At 67.2% G+C, this 19,843-nt stretch carries 22 protein-coding genes; 14 read left to right on the plus strand and 8 right to left on the minus strand.

Going from position 1 to position 19,843, the window contains the following annotated elements; genetic code table 11:
* Positions 1-38: 38 nt before the first annotated feature.
* From AC10QF_RS12265 to AC10QF_RS12315, 11 genes are all read left to right on the plus strand, one after another.
* Positions 39-1,460, plus strand: coding sequence for an RNA polymerase factor sigma-54 (locus AC10QF_RS12265; protein ID WP_494542280.1), 1,422 nt, complete (start codon positions 39-41; stop codon positions 1,458-1,460).
* Between the two features lie 58 nt (positions 1,461-1,518).
* On the plus strand, positions 1,519-1,836 hold the full coding sequence (gene hpf / locus AC10QF_RS12270) for a ribosome hibernation-promoting factor, HPF/YfiA family (RefSeq protein WP_005415556.1): 318 nt from the start codon (positions 1,519-1,521) through the stop codon (positions 1,834-1,836).
* 21 nt (positions 1,837-1,857) lie between these two features.
* On the plus strand, positions 1,858-2,310 hold the full coding sequence (locus tag AC10QF_RS12275; RefSeq protein WP_019659451.1) for a PTS sugar transporter subunit IIA: 453 nt from the start codon (positions 1,858-1,860) through the stop codon (positions 2,308-2,310).
* On the plus strand, positions 2,307-3,257 hold the full coding sequence (hprK, locus tag AC10QF_RS12280) for an HPr(Ser) kinase/phosphatase (RefSeq protein ID WP_019659452.1): 951 nt from the start codon (positions 2,307-2,309) through the stop codon (positions 3,255-3,257). Before AC10QF_RS12275 ends, hprK begins: the two co-directional genes overlap by 4 nt.
* Positions 3,258-3,284: 27 nt before the next feature.
* Complete coding sequence (gene rapZ / locus AC10QF_RS12285; protein ID WP_494542281.1) at positions 3,285-4,169, plus strand: RNase adapter RapZ; 885 nt, start codon at positions 3,285-3,287, stop codon at positions 4,167-4,169.
* A gap of 418 nt (positions 4,170-4,587) precedes the next feature.
* Entirely contained in the window at positions 4,588-4,980 is a 393-nt protein-coding gene (locus AC10QF_RS12290; protein WP_005408386.1) for a PTS sugar transporter subunit IIA, read from the plus strand.
* Complete coding sequence (locus AC10QF_RS12295) at positions 4,973-5,242, plus strand: HPr family phosphocarrier protein (protein ID WP_005408385.1); 270 nt, start codon at positions 4,973-4,975, stop codon at positions 5,240-5,242. The genes AC10QF_RS12290 and AC10QF_RS12295 overlap by 8 nt, the downstream gene beginning before the upstream one ends.
* A 2-nt stretch (positions 5,243-5,244) precedes the next feature.
* Positions 5,245-7,014: a phosphoenolpyruvate--protein phosphotransferase gene (ptsP, locus tag AC10QF_RS12300; RefSeq protein ID WP_111175591.1), complete on the plus strand. Its 1,770-nt coding sequence runs from the start codon at positions 5,245-5,247 to the stop codon at positions 7,012-7,014.
* Between the two features lie 271 nt (positions 7,015-7,285).
* Entirely contained in the window at positions 7,286-8,647 is a 1,362-nt protein-coding gene (mgtE, locus tag AC10QF_RS12305; RefSeq protein WP_005415552.1) for a magnesium transporter, read from the plus strand.
* A 105-nt stretch (positions 8,648-8,752) separates the two neighbouring features.
* Complete coding sequence (locus tag AC10QF_RS12310) at positions 8,753-9,019, plus strand: hypothetical protein (protein ID WP_111175593.1); 267 nt, start codon at positions 8,753-8,755, stop codon at positions 9,017-9,019.
* A gap of 71 nt (positions 9,020-9,090) precedes the next feature.
* A complete protein-coding gene (locus AC10QF_RS12315) occupies positions 9,091-9,888 on the plus strand; it encodes a carboxylesterase family protein (RefSeq protein ID WP_111175595.1) in 798 nt (265 codons plus the stop codon).
* An 87-nt stretch (positions 9,889-9,975) separates the two neighbouring features.
* Here AC10QF_RS12315 and AC10QF_RS12320 read toward each other — a convergent pair whose 3' ends face one another.
* The 4 genes from AC10QF_RS12320 to AC10QF_RS12335 all read right to left on the minus strand — a co-directional run bounded on the left by AC10QF_RS12320 (position 9,976) and on the right by AC10QF_RS12335 (position 12,633).
* The gene (locus tag AC10QF_RS12320; protein WP_111175597.1) at positions 9,976-10,467 is read right to left on the minus strand and encodes an REP-associated tyrosine transposase; all 492 of its coding nucleotides are present in this window, start codon (positions 10,465-10,467) and stop codon (positions 9,976-9,978) included.
* Positions 10,468-10,612: 145 nt separating this feature from the next.
* The gene (locus AC10QF_RS12325) at positions 10,613-11,563 is read right to left on the minus strand and encodes an aspartate carbamoyltransferase catalytic subunit (RefSeq protein ID WP_494542282.1); all 951 of its coding nucleotides are present in this window, start codon (positions 11,561-11,563) and stop codon (positions 10,613-10,615) included.
* A 16-nt stretch (positions 11,564-11,579) separates the two neighbouring features.
* Positions 11,580-12,074, minus strand: coding sequence for a Holliday junction resolvase RuvX (ruvX, locus tag AC10QF_RS12330; protein WP_005408378.1), 495 nt, complete (start codon positions 12,072-12,074; stop codon positions 11,580-11,582).
* Positions 12,067-12,633, minus strand: coding sequence for a YqgE/AlgH family protein (locus tag AC10QF_RS12335; RefSeq protein ID WP_072168200.1), 567 nt, complete (start codon positions 12,631-12,633; stop codon positions 12,067-12,069). The genes ruvX and AC10QF_RS12335 overlap by 8 nt, the downstream gene beginning before the upstream one ends.
* A gap of 91 nt (positions 12,634-12,724) precedes the next feature.
* Here AC10QF_RS12335 and AC10QF_RS12340 point away from each other — a divergent pair, with 91 nt between their 5' ends.
* Together AC10QF_RS12340 and AC10QF_RS12345 are read left to right on the plus strand one after the other, a co-directional pair.
* A complete protein-coding gene (locus AC10QF_RS12340) occupies positions 12,725-14,530 on the plus strand; it encodes a DUF4153 domain-containing protein (RefSeq protein WP_494542283.1) in 1,806 nt (601 codons plus the stop codon).
* Positions 14,527-15,072: a DNA-3-methyladenine glycosylase I gene (locus tag AC10QF_RS12345; RefSeq protein WP_072168202.1), complete on the plus strand. Its 546-nt coding sequence runs from the start codon at positions 14,527-14,529 to the stop codon at positions 15,070-15,072. The genes AC10QF_RS12340 and AC10QF_RS12345 overlap by 4 nt, the downstream gene beginning before the upstream one ends.
* A gap of 60 nt (positions 15,073-15,132) precedes the next feature.
* Here AC10QF_RS12345 and AC10QF_RS12350 read toward each other — a convergent pair whose 3' ends face one another.
* Both AC10QF_RS12350 and AC10QF_RS12355 read right to left on the minus strand, forming a co-directional pair.
* Positions 15,133-15,840 carry a YitT family protein gene (locus tag AC10QF_RS12350; protein WP_069139145.1) on the minus strand — a complete coding sequence of 236 codons (708 nt, stop codon included), beginning with the start codon at positions 15,838-15,840 and terminating at the stop codon, positions 15,133-15,135.
* 110 nt (positions 15,841-15,950) lie between these two features.
* On the minus strand, positions 15,951-16,163 hold the full coding sequence (locus AC10QF_RS12355; RefSeq protein WP_494542284.1) for a DUF4287 domain-containing protein: 213 nt from the start codon (positions 16,161-16,163) through the stop codon (positions 15,951-15,953).
* Positions 16,164-16,561: 398 nt separating this feature from the next.
* Here AC10QF_RS12355 and AC10QF_RS12360 point away from each other — a divergent pair, with 398 nt between their 5' ends.
* Positions 16,562-17,461, plus strand: coding sequence for a LysR family transcriptional regulator (locus tag AC10QF_RS12360; RefSeq protein ID WP_329845564.1), 900 nt, complete (start codon positions 16,562-16,564; stop codon positions 17,459-17,461).
* Between the two features lie 55 nt (positions 17,462-17,516).
* On the opposite strand, the gene AC10QF_RS12365 is transcribed toward AC10QF_RS12360, so the two are convergent.
* Complete coding sequence (locus AC10QF_RS12365; protein WP_494542285.1) at positions 17,517-18,500, minus strand: aldo/keto reductase; 984 nt, start codon at positions 18,498-18,500, stop codon at positions 17,517-17,519.
* A gap of 121 nt (positions 18,501-18,621) precedes the next feature.
* On the minus strand, positions 18,622-19,764 hold the full coding sequence (locus AC10QF_RS12370; RefSeq protein WP_005415539.1) for a PilT/PilU family type 4a pilus ATPase: 1,143 nt from the start codon (positions 19,762-19,764) through the stop codon (positions 18,622-18,624).
* Positions 19,765-19,843 lie beyond the last annotated feature (79 nt).

Here is a 19,843-nt window from a genome sequence, read left to right on the forward strand (position 1 = left end):
GCAGGTGCTGGGTCCCTTTCCTTCCGTTCGGCACAGGCATGAAGACTCGGCTGCAGACATCGTTGGGACAGCAGCTGGTGCTCACCCCCCAGCTGCAGCAGGCGATCAAGCTGCTGCAGATGTCCACGACCGAGCTGGAGCTTGAAATCGCCCAGGCCGTGGAAAGCAATCCGCTGCTGGACTGGGCCGACAGCAACGACAGCAGTGCCGCCAATGAAGGCGGCGACAACACGGACGCCGACACGCCGGCCGAACGCGCCGACAATGGCGACGACTGGACACCGGCCGAGCTCGACTGGAGCGCTGCCGGCAGTGGCGGCAGCTTCGACGATGATGATGACACCGGCAGCGCCGCCGAGCGCGTGGCCGAAACCGAGACGCTGGCCGACCACCTGCTGTGGCAGCTGCACCTGTCGCATCTTTCCATGCATGACCGCAGCATCGGCGCTGCGCTGATCGATGCGTTGGACGATGACGGTTACCTGCGCGAACCGCTGGCCACCATCGCCGAAACCCTGCTGCCGTCGGTCCATGCCGATGAGGATGAAATCCTTGCGGTGCTGCATCGCATCCAGCGCTTCGACCCGGTCGGCGTTGCCGCGCGCACGCTCGGCGAATGCCTGCAGCTGCAGCTGGATGTGTTGCCCGGTGACACCGCGGGCCTGGCGCTGGCGCGGCAGATTGCCGCAGGCCCGCTGGAACGGCTGCCACGCAGTGGCGTCGCCGGTCTGGCCCATGAACTGAAACAGCCGCTGGACGAGGTCGAGGCAGCGGTCGCCCTGCTGCGCTCGCTGGACCCGCGCCCGGGCACGCAGATCGCACCGCTTTCGCAGGATACCTACGTGGTGCCCGACGTGGTGGTGTGGCGGCAGAACGGCATCTGGCGCGCGGCGCTGGCCGCCCATGCCGGGCCAAAGGTGGTGATCCACCGTGGCTACGAACAGCTGATCCGCCGCTGTGGCGAGGCCGACGCCGGCTACCTGCGTGGCCAGTTGCAGGAGGCGCGCTGGCTGCTGAAGGGCCTGCAGCAGCGCGGTGAAACCCTGCTGCGGGTGGTGCGCAGCCTGATCCACCAGCAGGCCGGTTTCCTCGAGTTCGGCGAACAGGCGCTGCGTCCGCTGACCCTGCGCGAGATCGCCGCCGAACTGGGCCTGCACGAGTCGACGGTGTCGCGCGCGATCGCCCGCAAGCATGTGCGCACGCCGCGCGGCACGCTGCCGCTGCGTGCCTTCTTTGCCTCGGGCATCGATACCGAAGGCGGTGGCGAGGCGTCCAGCACCGCCATCCAGGCGATGATCCGGCGCCTGATCGACGACGAAAACCCGCGCAAGCCGCTTTCTGACGCCAAGCTGGCTGACCTGCTCAAATCGTCGGGAATTCCAGTAGCGCGGCGCACCGTGGCGAAGTATCGTGAAGCCATGAACATCTCCGCCTCGCACGAAAGGGTCAGAATCGCTTGACGCGCCGCCGCGCCCGGCGGAGAGGTTCATTGGCACATCCGAACACAGGAGAAACCCGATGCGCATCGAAACGTTTGGCAAAGACGTCGAAGTCACCCCGGCCCTGCAGTCCTATGTGGAGGAGAAGCTGGCCCGGATCGGAAAACACTTCGACCAGCACTGCGAAGCGCGGGTGACCCTCAAGCTGCAGAAGACCGAACACCACGTCGACGCCAGCCTCAACATCCCGGGGCAGACCCTGCACGCCGAGGCCGGCGGCCAGACCATGTATGCCGCGATCGACCTGCTTGCGGACAAGCTTGACCGCCTGGTCATCAAGCACAAGGAGAAAAAACAGCAGCACGCACCGCTGCCGGTGGGCGACAATGGTGGCTGATCGCCACCGTTCCCCGCAGACATGCCCCTGACTGACCTCCTGGCGGCCGTGCAGACCCAGCTCTGCACGGCCACCGACCGTGACAGCGTCCTGCAGGCCGCCGCCGGGTTGCTGGCCTGCCGCCAGGCCAATGCCGAACAGATCTACCTGAACCTGTGCCAGCGCGAAGCCCTGGGCAGCACCGCGATCGGCCACGGCATCGCCATCCCCCACGGCCGCGCGCCTACCCTTGATCGCCCCCGTGGCGCCCTGCTGCGATTGGCCGCCCCGGTCGATTTCGGCGGCGACGAACCGGTGGACCTGGTGTTCGCCATGGCCGTCCCCGCCCACTACACCCACCAGCACCTGATGCTGTTGTCCGAGCTGGCCGAACTGTTTTCCGCGCCGGACATCCGCCAGGCCCTGCGCGAAGCGGGCGATGCCCGGGCGCTGCGCGAGGCGCTGGACATGACCCCTCCTGCGAGTGCCGCATGAATACCAGCATCACCGCCCGTGAACTGTTCGAACAGCAGCGCGAGCGGCTGGGGTTGCGCTGGGCCGCCGGCAAGTCCGGTGAGAAGCGCGAGCTGGAGGCCGGCAATACCGTCTCGCGGCGTCCCTCGCTGGCCGGCTACCTCAACGCGATCTATCCCAACAAGGTGCAGATCCTGGGCACCGAGGAACTGTCCTGGCTGGATGCACTGGAACCACGCCAGCGCTGGGAGACCATCGAAAAGATCATGCAGTCGCACCCGCTGGCGCTGGTGCTGACCCGCAACCAGCCCTGCCCGGAAGACCTCCGCGCCGCTGCTGACGAATCCGGCACGCCGCTGTGGCTCTCGCCCAAGCGCGGCCACGAACTGCTCAACCACCTGTCCTACCATCTGGCGCGTACGCTGGCGCCGCGGGTGATCCTGCACGGCGTGTTCATGGAGATCTATTCCATCGGCGTGCTGATCACCGGCGAGGCCGGATCGGGCAAGAGCGAGCTGGCGCTGGAGCTGCTCACCCGCGGCCATCGCCTGGTCGCCGACGATGCCCCCGAGTTCACCCAGATCGCCCCGGACGTACTCGACGGCACCTGCCCCGAACTGCTGCAGGACCTGCTGGAAGTGCGCGGCCTGGGCGTGCTCAACGTGCGCGAGATGTTCGGCGACACGGCTGTAAAGAAGAACAAGTACCTTCGGCTGATCGTCCACCTGACCAAGCCGATGACCGAACCCACCCCACATGGCTACGAACGCCTGACCGGCGATTCGGGCACCCGCCATGTGCTGGACCTGGACGTTCCGCTGATCACCCTGCCGGTGATGCCCGGCCGCAACCTGGCCGTACTGACCGAAGCCGCGACCCGCCTGCACATCCTGCGCACCAAGGGCATCGACCCGGCGGCTATGTTCATCGCCCGCCACAGCAACCTGCTGGAACGGCGAACACCCTGATTTCCCTGCCCCTCGAAGAGCCTGTCCATGAGCACCGTCACCCCCTCCGCCCCGACCCTGATCATCGTCAGCGGCCTGTCCGGCTCGGGTAAATCCGTCGCCCTGAAGACCTTCGAGGACCAGGACTACTACTGCTCGGACAACCTGCCGATCAATCTGCTGCCCGACTTCGTGCGCAGCCTGCTGGCCAACCATGACGGCAGCGCGCCCCGCCGCCTGGCCGTGGGCATCGACGTTCGCGGACAGGCCGATCTGAGCCAGCTGGGCAACTGGCGGCAGCTGGCCACTGACGCCGGCGTGGAAGTGAAGGTACTGTTCTTCGAGGCCAGCGATGAGGCTGTGCTCAAGCGCTACGCCGACACCCGGCGCCGTCATCCGCTGAGCCAGCTGGGCCTGTCGCTGCCCGAAGCGATCGCACGCGAACGTGAATTGACGGCACCGCTGCGCCGCGAGGCCGATGCGGTGATCGATACCAGCAACCTCAACGTGCATCAGCTGCGGCGGCGGATCATCACCGAGTTCACGCTGGACCATGCCACCGGACTGTCCCTGCTGTTCGAATCGTTCGCGTACAAGCGCGGCGTGCCGGCCGAGGCGGACTTCGTATTCGATGCGCGGGTGCTGCCCAATCCACACTGGGACCCCGATCTGCGTGCGCTGAGCGGCCGCGAACCGGGCGTGCGCGACTATCTGGAAGCACAGCCGGACGTGCAGCGTTACCTGGCCCAGCTGATGGATTTCCTCGATACGTGGCTGCCGAAACTGGGGGATGGCACCCGCAGCTACGTGACCGTGGCGTTCGGCTGCACCGGCGGCAAGCACCGCTCGGTGTTCCTGGCCGAGCGCATGGCCCGGCACGCCCGCGAGATGGGCTGGCAGGACGTGGCCACCTACCACCGCGAACAGGATTGAGGGTGGTCGGCCGGGCTGCGCCCGGCACCCACCGGTAGTGCCGGCCGCTGGCCGGCAACAGCAACAGCAACAGCAAAAGCGGCATTCCGTGGGATGGCGGGGCGGTGTGGATAGGCAGGACACGCCGTGAACCCGTCCATGGGGGCTCGATGGCGCCATCCATGGCGCCAACGGTCCTGCCTACCCACACCGCCCCGCCTCTGACAGATTCCGTGCGCTGTTGGTAGGTGTCGACCTTGGTCGACACGGTAGATCCACGCCATGCGTGGATGAATCGCTGCCAGGCATCGAAAAACGCATGGGGTCGGATCCCTTTTTCAATGAAAAAGGGCCCCGACCCGAGCAACACTGAATACGGGACACAGTACCCCTCATCTGCTGCTATCGCCGATTCACCTTGACCTGTTAACGTGCAGTAATGACCTGTGGCATTCTCCTCGTAACACATCCCGGGGTCGGGACCGCCCTGCTTGACGTGGCGACCCGGCTCCTGCGGCAGTTGCCGCTGAAAACCGAAGCTTTCGAAGTACCGTTCGACGCAGACCTGGACGCCCTGCTCCCGCTCGCCTCGGCCGCTTTGCGGCGGGTCGATGGAGGTGACGGCGTGCTGATCCTGACCGACCTGTACGGCGCCAGCCCCGCCAACCTTGCCGGGCAGCTGGCCCGGCTGGGGACCCCGGTTCGCCGGGTATCGGCGCTGAGCCTGCCGATGTTGCTGCGGGTGATGAATTATCCGGAACAGGGACTGGATCAACTGCCCGCCACAGCCGCGGCGGGTACCCGTAATGGAGCGATAGTCGACGATGCTTGAACGAGAACTCACCGTCAGCAACCGCCTGGGCCTGCATGCCCGGGCCACCGCCAAGCTGGTGCAGACCCTGGCACCGTTCCGCTGCAACGTGACCATGGCCGCCAAGGGCCGTGAGATCAACGCCAAGAGCATCATGGGCGTGATGCTGCTGGCCGCCGGCCAGGGCACCCCGGTCACCGTGCGCATCAACGGCGAGGATGAAGCCGCCGCGATGGAAGCGGTGGTCGGCCTGTTCGAACGCCGCTTCGACGAGGACAGCTGAGCGTGCCGCGCGCACGCGCCAGCCAGGTCCCTTCCGGCCAACGGCCGGTACAGCTGCTGGCCGGCCACGGCGCCGCGCGCGGAACGGCGATGGGCCGGGCACGCGTGCGGCTGCCGCATGCGCTGGAGGTGGCCGAGCAGCGCGTGGCCGCCCACCAGGTCGAGGCCGAACTGGCGCGCCTGCACCGGGCGCTGGATGCCGCGCGTACGGAAATGCACGAGCTGCGCCAGCGCCTGCATGGCGCCCTGAACCAGGAAGTGGGCGAGTTCCTCGACCTGCACGCGCTGCTGCTGGACGACCCCGAGCTGCTGTACGGCCTGGACGAGCTGATCCGCAGTGGCCCGTACAGCGCCGGCTATGCCTTGCGCCTGCAGCGCGACCGCCTGGCCAAGGTCTTCGATGGCATGGACGATGCCTATCTGAAGAGCCGCATGGACGATCTCGACCATGTGATCGGGCGCATCCACGCCTTCCTGCAACCCGAACGGCCGTCGGCAGTGAAAGGCCTGGCCGGCGAGATCCTGGTCTGTGACAACATCGCGCCCTCCGAGCTGGCGCAGCTGCAGGCACAGGGCGTGGTCGGCATCGTCACGGCCGCCGGCAGCGCGCTGTCGCACAGCGCGATCCTGGCGCGCAGCCTGCACCTGCCCCTGATCGTCAACGTGCCGCAGCTGCTCAGCCGCATCGCCGATGGCGATGTGCTGATCATCGATGGCGCCGACGGCAGCATCACCGTCAACCCGCAGGCCGACAACCTGCGGGACTACCGCGTCCGGCTGAAGGAGCACGCGCGCGAGCAGCGCGAGCTCAGCCGCCTGCGCAGCAAGCCCAGCCGTACCCGCGACCAGGTCGACATTGCCCTGCTGGCCAATGCCGAATCACTGGAAGACGTGACCCAGGCACATGCACTGGGCGCGCAGGGGCTCGGCCTGTACCGCACCGAATTCCTGTTCCTGCAGCGCAATGAGCTGCCGGACGAAGAAGAGCAGTTCCAGACCTACCGCGATGCCGCGCTGGGCATGAGCGGGCGGCCGGTCACCATACGCACGCTGGACCTGGGCGCGGACAAGGCCGACCGTACCGGCCTGACCCTGAGCAACGAAGAGAACCCTGCACTCGGCCTGCGCGGGGTGCGCCTGTCGCTGGCACGACCGAAAGTGGCCGACACCCAGCTGCGCGCGATCCTGCGCGCGTCTGCATACGGCAAGCTGCGCGTACTGGTGCCGATGGTCAGCACCCGCGAGGAGCTGCTGGCCGTGCGCCGGCGCATGCTCAAACTGACCGAACAGCTGCGCGGCGAAGGCCACATGGTGTCCGACCATGTACCGCTGGGCGCGATGATCGAAGTCCCCGCCGCTGCGCTGGCGCTGGAGAGCTTCATCGACCTGGTCGATTTCCTGTCGATCGGCACCAACGATCTGGTGCAGTACCTGCTGGCTGCCGACCGCAACAACGAGGCGCTGGGCGAGTTGTATTCACCGTTGCACCCGGCCGTGCTGCGGCTGCTGCAGATGGTGATCGAGACCGGCGCGCGTCACCGCGTCCCGGTGGCGGTCTGCGGCGAGATGGCCGGTGATGCCCGGATGACCCCGCTGCTGCTGGCGCTGGGCCTGAGCGAGTTCAGCCTGCACCCGGGTACGTTGCTGGAGGTACGCCGCGCGATACGCGAAGCCGATCTGGGTGCGCTGCGCGCCCGTGCCCCTAAGTTGCTGGCCGCGCGCGACCGCCGCGCCATCGAACGCTGGCTGGCGCTGGTGGCGGACGCGTCCTGATTTGCGCGCTACGCGCTCGCCTGGCATTGCCCGGCGGAACATGTGGACCCGCTGGCCGCTGGCCCGACCCAGATTCGATCCGCAGAAGCAGCCCCTTGTTGTTCAAGGGGCGCGCCGACAGGCGGGGGATAAGGTTGAATGCGTGGACCCCAGTGGCCGCAGGCCAGCGGGGTATGCGCTGAAACATCGCCTTGCGATAATGACGCGCTGAACACCCCTGTTGCCGCATCCTTGCCGGGATCGCGGCTTTTCTTATCCCGCGGGAGCTGCGATGGCTGAAGCTGTACGCCACGACAAGACTGCGCGCCAACTGCGGATGCTGTCCGATGCACTGGACAGCGGCCGGCTGGGCCCGGTACGTCGCCTGGTCAACACCCTGGCCCCGGCCGAGATCGGCAACCTGCTTGAATCGCTGCCGCCGGGCAAGCGCGAGGTGGTGTGGGGCCTGGTCGATCCTGAAGACGACGGCGAGGTGCTGGTCCACGTCGGCGAAGACGTGCGCGAAAGCCTGCTCGCGGACATGGACCCGGACGAGATCATCGCCGCGGTCGAAGACCTGGACATCGACGATCTGGCCGACCTGGTCGAAGACCTGCCGGATACGGTCATCGATGAAGTCCTCAAGTCGATGGACCGCGAGAACCGCGAGCGGCTGGAACAGGTGCTGTCCTATCCCGAGGACAGCGCCGGCCGCCTGATGAACCCGGACGTGGTGACCGTGCGCGCCGACGTCAACGTCGACGTGGTGCTGCGCTACCTGCGCCTGCGCGGCGAATTGCCTGACCACACCGACCACCTGTTCGTGGTCAGCCGGCGGCACCAGTATCTCGGCCGGGTGTCGCTGGCGGCACTGGTGACCCACGAGGACACCACCCCGATCAACCGCCTGATCGACGACGAGCAGCCGGCCATCGACGTCGGCGAGAGCGACCAGGAAGTGGCACGGCAGTTCTCCGACCATGACTGGATCTCCGCACCGGTAGTCGACGAGAACAACATCCTCGTTGGCCGCATCACCATCGATGACGTGGTCGACATCATCCGCGGCCAGGCCGAGCACCAGGCGCTGGGCGCCGCCGGCCTGGACGAGGACGAGGACCTGTTCAGCCCGGTCTGGCGCGCCATGCGCCGCCGCCTGATGTGGCTGTCGATCAACCTGTGCACGGCCTTCCTGGCCTCCAGCGTGGTCGGCCACTTCGAGGGCACGATCGACAAGCTGGTGGCGCTGGCGGTGCTGATGCCGATCGTGGCCGGCCTGGGCGGCAATGCCGGTACCCAGGTGCTGGCGCTGATGGTGCGCGGCCTGGCGTTGGGCCAGGTGGGCGCCTCCAACGCGCGCACGCTGCTGTGGAAGGAAGTGCGGGTGGCCGCGCTCAACGGCCTGCTGCTCGGCTCGATACTGGGGCTGATCGTGCTGGCCTGGTTCCACTCGCCCGGGCTGTCGGCGGTGATCGCCATCGCGCTGACCTGCAACCTGCTGTTCGCTGCACTGGCCGGCGTACTGGTGCCGCTGACGCTGAAACGCTTCGGCTTCGACCCGGCGCTGGCCAGCGGCATCTTCCTGACCGCCGTGACCGACTCGATGGGCTTCTTCACCTTCCTCGGCCTGGCCACGCTGGTGCTGCTGCACTGATCCCTGCCGGGCCGGATCCCCGCAACGCGGAGCTCCGACCCACGCCAAAACCCAGGGTCGGATCCCCGCGGCGCGGTGCTCTGACCCGATTCCAACTGGACCCTCATGGCCACCACGATCGAAGACTATTTCCAACCCGGCTGGCGCGACCAGCAGCACACCTGCCCGGCCTGCGAATGGAAGGGCAGTTCGCGCGCCATGGAGATGGAACTGGACGAGGACGCGACCGAGTACGCCTGCCCGGTCTGCGAAAACCCGTTGCTGGTGGTGCTGCACCCGGACATGGCGCAGGTGCAGGCTGCGGCGGCGGCAGGCAATGCCGAAGCGCAGGAACAACTGGACATCATCGCCAGCTTCCCCCGCCCGCAGTGATGCGGCGCAAGATGCCGCGTTGACCTGCGGCGGACTAGGATGCGGCTGAACCCACCGCTCTTGGAACGTCGATGGCCCGTACGATGATGCGCTGGCTGCCAATGCTGGCGATCCTGATGATGGCCGGCTGCGCCTCGCACCCGGACAGCGCACGTGGCCGCTTCGAATCGCGTGCGGTGAAAGTGGATGGCCGCACCGCCTATTACCAGGTGTTCATTCCGGCAACCGCGGCGCGCACGCCTGGCGCGCTGCCGGTGGTGCTGTTCCTGCACGGATCCGGCGAGCGTGGCGGCGACGGCGTCAAGCAGACCCATGCGGGGCTGGGGCCGCACCTGCGCAGGCACGCGGCCGACTTCCCCGCGTTGGCCGTATTCCCGCAGGTGCCGGGCCGCCAGGAATGGAGCGGGCGCAACAACCGGGTTGCGCTGGCCGCCCTGGACGCCACCATCGCCGAGTTCGGTGCCGATCCCTCGCGGCAGTACCTGACCGGGATGTCGATGGGCGGCTATGGCAGCTGGAACATCGCGCTGGATGACCCCGGCCGCTTCGCCGCGATCGTGCCGGTATGCGGCGCGGTGCTGGCGCCGCGCGCGGTGCGTCCGACGCTGTTCGTCGAACAGGTGGCCCAGGAATCCGATCCGTATGCCGCGATCGCCAAGCGGCTTCGGCACACACCGATCTGGATCTTCCATGGTGCGCTGGATGATGTGGTGCCGCCGGACGACGACCGCCGGCTGCACGCCGCCTTCCAAAGCGCCGCCGCACGCGACGTGCGCTACACCGAGTACCCGGAGGGCAACCACAATGCCTGGGACGCCACCTACGCGGACCCGGCGATGTGGGCATGGCTGTTCGCGCAGAAGCGCTGAACCGCGGCTTCTGCTGGGAAACATCTGTTGGTGGATACCTACCGTTGGTCGGCTTGGGTATTGGTGGGTGCCGACCGTTGGTCGGCACTATCTCTCCGCTTCGGGGTAATCCATTGCTTGGTACCTCCCATCAATCTCCCATCGGCACCAGGCATACGGATACTCTCCCACGCAGCTCGCCAAGTTCGCCCTGACCGGGTTGGCGACGATGTACATCGCATGGCGAAACAGTGATTCTTCAGAACGAATGGCGTGATCGTGATAGCTCGATTGCCAAAATGGTCCTGTCTTGCCCAGCATGCGGTTGATCCGCAATGCACTGCTCGATTTGAAGCGTTGCATGATGTAGTCCAGCGAGAACGCACGGATCTCCACAAGCCAATGGATGTGGTCCGGCATGACCACATAGGCAAGTGAGTGCGTCAGGCCATCATCATCAATGCGACGGAACACATCCATCACCTCCTGTGCCGCAGTGGCATCATCGAAGTAGCGTCGACGTTCCTGGGTGACGGTGGTCAGGATGTAGGATTGCCCGATCCGGGAATGGCGGCCAAGGCGTAGGCGTGCGCGGTTCATGGGCCCAAGCGTGCGCCTGCCGGTATCTCTCTTCTATCGGGCAACACGTCAATACAGGTAGGCCCGAAACCATTCAATGGCCAGGCCCGCACTTCACCGCACTGATGGTTCAGTGCCGACCAACGGTCGGCACCCACCAAAGGGGTCAGCCCAGCAAGGTTTCCAGCACGGCCATGCGCACCGCGACGCCGTTGGCGACCTGGCGCAGCACCCACGATTGCGGGCCATCGGCCACGTCGTCGGTCACTTCCACGCCGCGGTTGATCGGCCCCGGGTGCAGTACCGCAGCGTCCTTGCCGGCACGCGCCAGGCGCTCGCGGGTCAGGCCGTACTGCGCGTGGTACTGCTCCAGCGACGGCACCAGGCCTTCTTCCATGCGCTCGCGCTGCAGGCGCAGCATCATCAGCGCGTCGACGCCTTCCAGCATCGCGTCGAAATCATCGCCGACCACGCAACCCTTCAGGGTCTCGTCGTCCGGCAGCAGCGACTGCGGGCCGCACACGCGGATCTCGCCCACGCCCAGCGTGCGCAGCGCATGCAGGTCGGTGCGGGCCACGCGCGAGTGCTTCACGTCGCCGACGATCACCACCTTCAGCTTCGAGAAATCCGGGCCCTTGGCCTGGCGCAGGGTCAGCATGTCCAGCAGGCCCTGGGTCGGGTGCGCGCTGCGGCCGTCGCCGGCATTGATCAGCGCGGTGCCCTCGCCCGCAGCGTCGGCAAGCGCGGCCACGGCGCCGTCATCGGGGTGGCGCACCACGAAGCCGCGCACGCCCATCGCTTCCAGGTTGCGCAGCGTGTCGCAGGCGGTTTCGCCCTTGCGCGTGGACGAGGTCGAGGCATCGAAGTTCAGCACATCGGCCCCGAGGCGCTGCGCGGCCAGCTGGAACGAGCTGCGGGTGCGCGTGGACGGCTCGAAGAACAGCGTGCACACCGCCGAACCAGCCAGCACGTGGCGCTTGTTGCCGACACGGCCGACTGCGGCGTCGCGGATCTGCCCTGCCCGATCGAGCAGCTGCAGCAGGGTTTCGCGTGGCAGGCCCTCCAGGGTCAGCAGGTGGCGCAGGCGTCCGGAGACATCGATTTGCTGGGCAGTCATGGCGGGAGTCGTGCAGTCAGGGAATGGGGGTGGCGTCGTCGGGGGACGACAGCCAGCGGTCGATGATCACCGCCGCGGCCACGGCGTCGAGGGCGGCCGCATCACGGCGACGCTTGCGCCCTTCGGCGCGCTCGACGGCGAAACGGCGGGCAGCCTCGACCGAGCTGGAACGCTCGTCGATCATCACCACCGGCAGCTTGAAGCGCTCCCGCAGCTGGCGGGCAAAGCCCTGCGCACGCTTGCGGTTGGGCTGGTCCTGGCCGTCCAGGGTCAGCGGGTCGCCGACCACCAGGCCGTCGGGCTTCCATTCCTTGAGCAGGCGTTCGATCGCGGTCCAGTCCGGGCCGTTGCCGTGCACATCGACCACCGCCACCGCGCGCGCATGCGCGGCAAAGGCACTGCCGATGGCCACGCCGATCCGCCGCGAGCCGACATCAAAACCCAGGACCGTGCCGTCACGACGGATGGCCGGGGCAGCAGAATCCGGTGCGGGCGTGATGGGCTCAGACATGGCCGCTGTAGTCAGTCAGCCGGAACAGGTCCACGCCGATACGCGAAGCCGCACCCTGCCAGCGCTGCTCCAGCGGCAGCTGGAACACCAGCTCGGCATCGGCCGGCACGGTCAGCCAGCTGTTCTCGGACAGCTCGCTTTCCAGCTGCCCTGCGCCCCAACCGGCACAGCCGAGGGTGACCACCGCATTGGCCGGGCCTTCGCCGCGCGCCATCGCTTCGAGGATGTCGCGCGAGGTGGTCAGGTACAGGCCGTGGCCCACGGTCAGGCTGGAATCCCACGCGCGCGCGTCGTCATGGATGACGAAGCCGCGTTCGGGATGCACCGGACCGCCATTGAGCACCATGCGCGCCTGCAGCTCGCCATCACCGGTGGTGATGTCCATCTGCGCGAGCACTTCACCCAGCGTGTATTCGGAAGGCTGGTTGACCAGCACGCCCATCGCCCCGTTCTCGTCGTGCTGGCAGATCAGCGCGACGCTGCGGGCAAAGGTCGCGTCGAGCAGCGACGGCAGCGCGACGAGCAGGTGATCGGCAAGGGAGGTCGGCATTACAGGCATGGGCCCATTCTACCTGCTGGGGGCGGGATGGTCGCGCGATGGCGCCGAACCACGATGGGCTAGGATGGTGCTTTGCCACGGAAGGTCATTGATGCCGTCTTCTTCGCCCCTGACCCTGCCGGCACGCAGCGCCATCGTCCTGCTTGCCCTGCTGCAGGGCCTGATGCTGTATGCCGCGCAGGAGCTGTCCGATGCGTGGCCGTTCCGCGATATCGGCTGGCGCTATTGCTGGTACGCCTGGGTGCTGGCCATTCCCAGCGCAGTGGCGCTGAGCCTGGTCGAGCTGGGCCAGCGCCGCCTGTGGCTGCAGGCCGTGCTTGGCTCGACGGTGGTGCTGGCGCTGGCCGGCTGGATCGGCTGGAACCTCAATGGCGAAACCGCACTGGAATCGGGCGCGCTGCAGTTTCCGTTGACCCTGGGCATGGCCGTGGCGGTGTTCGTGGCCCTGCCCTGGTGGCAGTTCCAGCTGCTGCATGGGCACTGGCGCGCCAGCTACCCCGAGTTGTTCGAGCGCGCCTGGCAGAACGGTTTGACCCTGGCCCTGGCGGCGCTGTTCACCGGGCTGACCTGGCTGCTGCTGTGGCTGTGGGCAGCGCTGTTCCAACTGCTGGACGTGAATGTCTTCCGCGACCTGTTCCGGCAGGACGCTTTCATCGCACTGGCCACCGGCAGCCTGGCCGGGTTCGGCGTGCTGATCGGGCGCACCCAGCACCGCGCGATCCAGATCACCCGCCAGGTGCTGTTCGCGATCTGCCGCGGGCTGCTGCCGCTGCTGTCGTTCATCGCCGTATTGTTCGTGCTGAGCCTGCCGCTTACCGGGCTGGAGCCGCTGTGGAAGACCCGTTCGGCCGCCAGCCTGCTGGTGGTGGTGTCGCTGCTGCTGGTGACGTTCACCAATGCGGTCTACCAGCAGGGGGAAGACAGTGTCTCCTACCCTCTGGTGCTGCGCAGGCTGGTCGAAGCCAGCCTGCTGACACTGCCGGTTTACGCCGCGCTGGCACTGTATGCATTGGGCCTGCGCGTGGCGCAGTACGGCTGGACCCTGGATCGCTTCTGGGCGGTGCTCGTCGCATTGGCCGTGGCCGGCTATGCCCTGGGCTATGCGCTGGCGGTACTGCGTCGCCAGGGCCGCTGGCTGCAGGCGCTGGAACCGGTCAACCGCTGGATGTGCTGGGTGGTGCTCGCACTGGCCCTGCTGGGCAACTCGCCCCTGCTGGACCCGGTGCGGCTGACCCTGTCCAGCCAGCTGGCGCGCCTGCGTGCGGATCCGCCGGCGATCACCAGCAGCGACGTCAACGTGCTGCGCTTCGATCTGGGGCGCCGTGGCGTGCGGGCGCTGCGCGAACTGCAGCGCGATCCGGCCATCACCGCCGATGCCAACGCGCCACAGGTGGTCGCGGCAGCGCTGGCGCGTACCTCCCGCTGGGACGACGGCCACCGCCTCGACAAGGGGCCGCAGGACGTCGCCGCCCTGCGGCGCGCGCTGAAGCTGGCCGCCGGATCCAGCTCGCCACCGGACGACTGGTGGAAAGCTCTGGCCACCCGATCGATCAATGGCGAATCCTGCGCACAGAGCGAGCGCGACTGCCTGATCGTGCATCGCGACCTGGACGGTGATGGTACCGGCGAAGTGCTGCTGTGCGAGCTGTACACCCACCGTGGACCGGACTGCGTGCTGTACGCACGTGGCAAGGATTCCCAGTGGCGCCGGGCCGGTGCGCTGTTCGGCACCGTCAGCGGCCAGGCCGAGACGATCAACCAGGCCCTGCGTGACGGCAGACTCACGCTCATTCCACCGCGCTGGCCGATGCTGTCCATCGGCGGGCACCCTGCGGTGGCCATCGATCCCGAATCCGAATCCGAATCCGAATCCGATTCCAACGAGCCTTCCCCATGAGCGGCTACTGCCTCATCGCCCCGGGCCATCCGGTGCACGACTATTACCACGCCAACGAGTACGGCTTCCCGCAACGTGACGAGCGCGAGCTGTTCGAGCGGCTGGTGCTGGAAATCAACCAGGCCGGCCTGAGCTGGGAAACGATCCTGAAGAAGCGCGAGGGCTTCCGCGCGGCCTACGACGGCTTCGATGTGGACCGCGTGGCCGCGTATGCCGAGCAGGACATCGAGCGCCTGCTGTCGGACGCGGGCATCATCCGCAACCGGCTGAAGGTGCTGGCGGCGATCCACAACGCGCAGGTGATCCAGCAGCTGCGGGCCAGCCATGGCAGCTTCGCGGCGTGGCTGGATGCACACCACCCGCGCAGCAAGGCCGACTGGGTGAAGCTGTTCAAGAAGACCTTCCGCTTCACCGGCGGCGAGATCACCGGCGAATTCCTGATGAGCCTGGGCTACCTGCCCGGTGCGCACGCCGAGGATTGCCCGGTGCATGCGCGGCTGCTGATGCTGTCGCCGCCGTGGTTGAAGGCCGCCGCCCGCTGATGGATCTCCGCGCGTGGGTGCCGGTAGTGCCGGCCGCTGGCCGGCAACCCCGTTGAACGGTCACACGCCCATGTAGCGGCCAGGGCGGTGGTTGAACATCAGCACGAGGCTGAGCACCACCGCGCCGATGGCCGAGTACAGCACCTTCGACGGCGACAACACGAAGAACGCGGCCACCATCAGGCAGGCGTCGTAGGACATCTGCACCTTGCCCGCGCTCCAGCCACGGGTGCGCTGCAGGTACACCGCCAGGATGCCGATGCCGCCAAGGCTTGCACGGTGGCGGATGAAGAACAGGATGCCCAGGCCGGACAACGCACCGCCGACAATCGCCGAGTACAGCGGGTTGATGTGCGAGAAGTCGATCCAGCGCGGCAGCAGGTCGGTCAGCACGCCACAGGCGGTGACCGCGGCGAAGGTCTTCAGGGTGAATTCCCAGCCCATGCGCCGCAGCGCCACCCAGTAGAACGGCAGGTTGACCAGCACGAACACCAGGCCGAAGTTCCAGCCCATCGCGTAGTGCAGCAGGAAGGCCATGCCCGCCATGCCGCCGATCATCAGCCCGCCCTTGGCGAAGATGGCCAGGCCCAGCGAGGCCACCATCGTGGCCAGCACCATGCCCTGCACGTCCTCGGTGATCGAGTGACGCAGCGCTTTGTCGTCGGCGGTGGTGCCGGCGCTGTCGGGCGGCGGGGTCAGCGGACCGGCGGTGACCAGGTGGCCGTCAGCGTCGTCGCACGGCGCGGGGCCATGGGAGGGAAGGGACATGCGGGTGGGGGAACAGCAGGTGGGGAGCGCTATTAGACACGATCCGCATGACAGTTGCAGATGAAATCGTTCAGCTGAATGCGCCCCAGCCCGCCTCCGCCGGCCGCCGGTCACCCCTTGCGGGCCAGATGGTGCGCCACCAGCGCGTTGGCGTGCCCATGGCCCAGGCCGTGTTCGCTCTTCAGGAAGCTGACCAGTTCCATGTGCTTGAGGCCCTTCCTTTTCGACAGCAGGCCGAACCAGTGCGCCACCGGCTGCCCGTAGGTCTTCTCGATGGAGGGGAAGTACGAGGCCGGGCCTTTCAGCTTGGTGTCAGTGCTCATCTGCAGCTCCCGTTGAAGTCATGCATTCGACGAACCACAGTCCCTGAAATCGACATCCCTACACGCCCGACCCAGTGCCGACCAACGGTCGGCACCCACCAAAGCAGAATGCCGTTCCAACAGCTCGCGGGAAACTGTCGAAGGCGGGGTGGGTCCGGTTGAGGGGGCGTGAGCCGCATGGGCCCGAGGCATGCCTCGGGCGGGTTGGGCAAGACGCCCAAACCCGGTCTTGCCGTATGCGCAGGACAGCGCACACGAGCAAGCGGCGACCGAGCCACACGGACGGCGTCCCCCTCAACCGGACCCACCCCGCCATCCCACGGAATGCACGCATTTGACGTTGACGTTGCCTTGGCTTGAAGCAGGTGCCGGGCGCAGCCCGGCCGTATCATTCCCGCATGCCCCGCGAAAATCTCAACGACCTGCAGGCCTTCGTCCACGTTGCCCGCGAGGGCAGCTTCACCAAGGCTGCCGCCCAGCTGGGCGTGTCCCAGTCCGCGCTCAGCCATGCCATGCGCGGACTGGAGCAGCGCCTGGGCGTGCGCCTGCTGACCCGCACCACCCGCAGCGTCTCGACCACCGAAGCCGGTGCCCGCCTGCTCGATACCCTGGCCCCGCGCCTGGCCGAGATCGAGGACGGGCTGGCCGCGCTGGCCGAGTACCGTGAACGCCCGGCCGGCACCATCCGCATCAATGCTACCGGCCACGCCGCCGAGTACATCGCCTGGCCCAGGCTGGCGCCGCTGCTGCAGCAGTATCCGGATTTGAAGGTGGAACTGGCGGCCGACTACGGGTTGGCCGACATCGTGGCCGAGCGCTACGACATCGGCATCCGCCTGGGCGAGCGGCTGGCGCGCGATATGATCGCCGTACCGATCAGCCCGCCGCTGCGCATGCGCGTGGTCGGGGCGCCCAGCTACTTCCGCCAGCACGTGGTGCCGCGGCATCCGGACGACCTGGCCGGGCACAACTGCGTGACCCTGCGGCTGCCTACGCATGGTGGGCTGATGCCGTGGGATTTCGGCCAGGACGGCAATGAACTGAGCGTGCGCGTGAGCGGCCAGTGGACGTTCAACACCATGGGCATGACCCGCACCGCTGCGCTGGCCGGCAGCGGATTGGCCTGGCTGCCGCAAGACCAGGTGCAGCCGATGCTGGACGATGGACGGCTGCAATCAGTGCTGGACGACTGGTGCCCGCACTTCGATGGTTACTACGCGTATTACCCTTCGCGCCGCCACGTGACCGTGGCGATGCGGACGGTGCTTGATGCGCTGCGCGGGCCGATGGGGCGTTGAGGAGTGCGGACCAACGGTCCGCACCCACCACCAACGGTCCGCACCCACCTGGTGATCAACCCTTGGCCTGTGCCGCACGCTGCGGGTTGTAGCGCTCGCCAACGATCGACACTTCGTCCAGCGCCTGCGCGATGCGTTGCAGTTCTTCCGGCGCCAGCTGCAGGTCGGCCGCGCCCAGGTTTTCTTCCAGGCGATGAACCTTGGTGGTGCCCGGAATCGGCACGATCCACGGTGCCTGCGCGAGCAGCCAGGCCAGCGCGACCTGCGCAGGCGTCGCACCGCGCGCTGCCGCAATCGTGCTGATGCGATCCACCAACGCCTGGTTGGCGCGGCGCGCCTCCACTTCGAAACGCGGCACGGTATTGCGGAAGTCGTTGGCGTCGAAGGTGGTATCGGGGTTGATCGCACCGGTCAGGAAGCCGCGGCCCAGCGGGCTGAACGGCACGAAGCCGATGCCCAGCTCCTGCAGCGTCGGCAGCAGCTCACGCTCCGGCTCGCGCCACCACAGCGAATACTCACTCTGCACGGCGGCGACCGGCTGCACGGCATGCGCGCGACGCACGGTGGCAGCACTGGCCTCGGACAGGCCGAAGTGGCCGACCTTGCCCTCGGCGATCAGGTCGCGCACGGTGCCGGCCACATCCTCGATCGGCACGTTCGGGTCGACGCGGTGCTGGTAGAACAGATCGATATGGTCGGTACGCAGGCGCTTGAGGCTGGCTTCGGCCACGGCACGGATGTTCTCCGGGCGGCTATCCAGGCCGGCATCGGTGCGCGCGTCCCTGAAACCAAACTTGGTGGCGATCACCAGCCTGTCGCGGTGGGGCGCCAAGGCCTGGCCGAGCAGGTCTTCGTTGGTGTAGGGGCCGTACACCTCGGCGGTGTCGAAGAAGGTCACGCCGCGCTCGACGGCGGCATGCAGCAGGGCGATGCCCTGGCTCGGTTCAACCGGCTGGCCGTAGGCATGGGTCAGGCCCATGCAACCCAGGCCCAGAGCGGAAACCTTCAGGCCGCTGCGGCCGAGTTCACGTGTCTGCATCGTCGTACTCCAGAGGGGGAGCGCTGACGATACGCCTGCGGTGGCGATGGATTGAGCCGGCTGGACCGCAGTCGGTCATGACTGGAATTCATCAATCCGGTCATGACCGTTGCCGGCCAGGTCAGCGGATTTCGGAGATCTCCACCCCATCCAGCCCCTGCGACAGGGTGCGCGCGTCGCCGCCCTGGCTGAGCTTGATGCGCAGGCGCACCTCGTTCTGCGAATCGGCGTAACGCAGCGCGTCCTCGTAGCTGATCTCGCCGGCCTGGTACAGCTCGAACAGGCTCTGGTCGAAGGTCTTCATGCCCAGCTGGACCGAGTCCTTCATCACTTCCTTCAGCTTGTGGATCTCGCCGTCGCGGATGTAGTCCTGTACCAGTGGCGTGCCCAGCAGGATCTCCATCGCCACCTTGCGCGAGCGGCCATCGGGCGACGGCACCAGCTGCTGCGCGACCACGCCCTTGAGGTTCAGCGACAGGTCCATCAACAGCTGGTTGCGGCGGTCTTCCGGGAAGAAGTTGACGATGCGGTCCATCGCCTGGTTGGCATTGTTGGCATGCAGCGTGGCCAGCACCAGGTGGCCGGTTTCGGCGAATGCGATGGCGTGGTCCATGCCTTCGCGGGTACGCACCTCGCCGATCATGATCACGTCCGGCGCCTGGCGCAGGGTGTTCTTCAGCGCAGCTTCCCAGCTGTCGGTATCGATGCCGACTTCGCGCTGGGTGATGATGCAGCCCTCGTGCTTGTGCACGAATTCGATCGGGTCTTCGATGGTGATGATGTGGCCGGTCGAGTTCTGGTTGCGGTAACCGATCATCGCCGCCAGCGAAGTCGATTTACCGGTACCGGTGGCACCGACGAACAGGATGATGCCGCGCTTGGTCATCGCCAGCGTCTTGATGATCGGCGGCAGGCTCAGCTCTTCCACGGTCGGAATGCGCGTCTCGATGCGACGCAGCACCATGCCGACCTGGTTGCGCTGGTAGAAGCAGCTGACACGGAAGCGCCCGACACCGGACAGGCCGATGGCGAAGTTGCATTCGTGGGTCTTCTCGAATTCCTCGCGCTGCGCCGGGGTCATCACGTTGAGGACCAGGTCGCGGCTCTGCTGCGGCGTCAGTGGCGTCTGCGTGATCGGCGAGATCTTGCCGTTGACCTTCATCGCCGGCGGCATGCCCGCAGTGATGAACAGGTCCGAGGCGCGCTGGTGCGCCATCAGCTTGAGGAACGAAGTGAAATCGATGGTGGTCGCGGTGGTGTTCACGGCGGGCTCCCGGAAAGCGGTTTACCAGGTAACGGTCGGTGGAGGAAACAACACGGAGCGGCCGCGCCATTGCGCGCGC

The sequence above is a fragment of the Stenotrophomonas maltophilia complex sp. Om-AH-Sm3 genome (genome assembly GCF_059337855.1).

Bases quoted from the DNA above. Each gene is read 5' to 3' on its own strand.
- AC10QF_RS12295 (WP_005408385.1), top strand. From the start codon at position 4,973: ATGCTTGAACGAGAACTCACCGTCAGCAACCGCCTGGGCCTGCATGCC.
- AC10QF_RS12315 (WP_111175595.1), top strand. From the start codon at position 9,091: ATGGCCCGTACGATGATGCGCTGGCTGCCAATGCTGGCGATCCTGATG.
- hprK (WP_019659452.1), top strand. From the start codon at position 2,307: ATGAATACCAGCATCACCGCCCGTGAACTGTTCGAACAGCAGCGCGAG.
- AC10QF_RS12340 (WP_494542283.1), top strand. From the start codon at position 12,725: ATGCCGTCTTCTTCGCCCCTGACCCTGCCGGCACGCAGCGCCATCGTC.
- AC10QF_RS12365 (WP_494542285.1), bottom strand. From the start codon at position 18,500: ATGCAGACACGTGAACTCGGCCGCAGCGGCCTGAAGGTTTCCGCTCTG.
- ruvX (WP_005408378.1), bottom strand. From the start codon at position 12,074: ATGTCTGAGCCCATCACGCCCGCACCGGATTCTGCTGCCCCGGCCATC.
- AC10QF_RS12290 (WP_005408386.1), top strand. From the start codon at position 4,588: ATGACCTGTGGCATTCTCCTCGTAACACATCCCGGGGTCGGGACCGCC.
- AC10QF_RS12350 (WP_069139145.1), bottom strand. From the start codon at position 15,840: ATGTCCCTTCCCTCCCATGGCCCCGCGCCGTGCGACGACGCTGACGGC.
- mgtE (WP_005415552.1), top strand. From the start codon at position 7,286: ATGGCTGAAGCTGTACGCCACGACAAGACTGCGCGCCAACTGCGGATG.
- AC10QF_RS12360 (WP_329845564.1), top strand. From the start codon at position 16,562: ATGCCCCGCGAAAATCTCAACGACCTGCAGGCCTTCGTCCACGTTGCC.
- rapZ (WP_494542281.1), top strand. From the start codon at position 3,285: ATGAGCACCGTCACCCCCTCCGCCCCGACCCTGATCATCGTCAGCGGC.
- AC10QF_RS12325 (WP_494542282.1), bottom strand. From the start codon at position 11,563: ATGACTGCCCAGCAAATCGATGTCTCCGGACGCCTGCGCCACCTGCTG.
- hpf (WP_005415556.1), top strand. From the start codon at position 1,519: ATGCGCATCGAAACGTTTGGCAAAGACGTCGAAGTCACCCCGGCCCTG.
- AC10QF_RS12335 (WP_072168200.1), bottom strand. From the start codon at position 12,633: ATGCCTGTAATGCCGACCTCCCTTGCCGATCACCTGCTCGTCGCGCTG.
- AC10QF_RS12310 (WP_111175593.1), top strand. From the start codon at position 8,753: ATGGCCACCACGATCGAAGACTATTTCCAACCCGGCTGGCGCGACCAG.
- AC10QF_RS12355 (WP_494542284.1), bottom strand. From the start codon at position 16,163: ATGAGCACTGACACCAAGCTGAAAGGCCCGGCCTCGTACTTCCCCTCC.
- AC10QF_RS12345 (WP_072168202.1), top strand. From the start codon at position 14,527: ATGAGCGGCTACTGCCTCATCGCCCCGGGCCATCCGGTGCACGACTAT.
- AC10QF_RS12275 (WP_019659451.1), top strand. From the start codon at position 1,858: ATGCCCCTGACTGACCTCCTGGCGGCCGTGCAGACCCAGCTCTGCACG.
- AC10QF_RS12320 (WP_111175597.1), bottom strand. From the start codon at position 10,467: ATGAACCGCGCACGCCTACGCCTTGGCCGCCATTCCCGGATCGGGCAA.
- AC10QF_RS12265 (WP_494542280.1), top strand. From the start codon at position 39: ATGAAGACTCGGCTGCAGACATCGTTGGGACAGCAGCTGGTGCTCACC.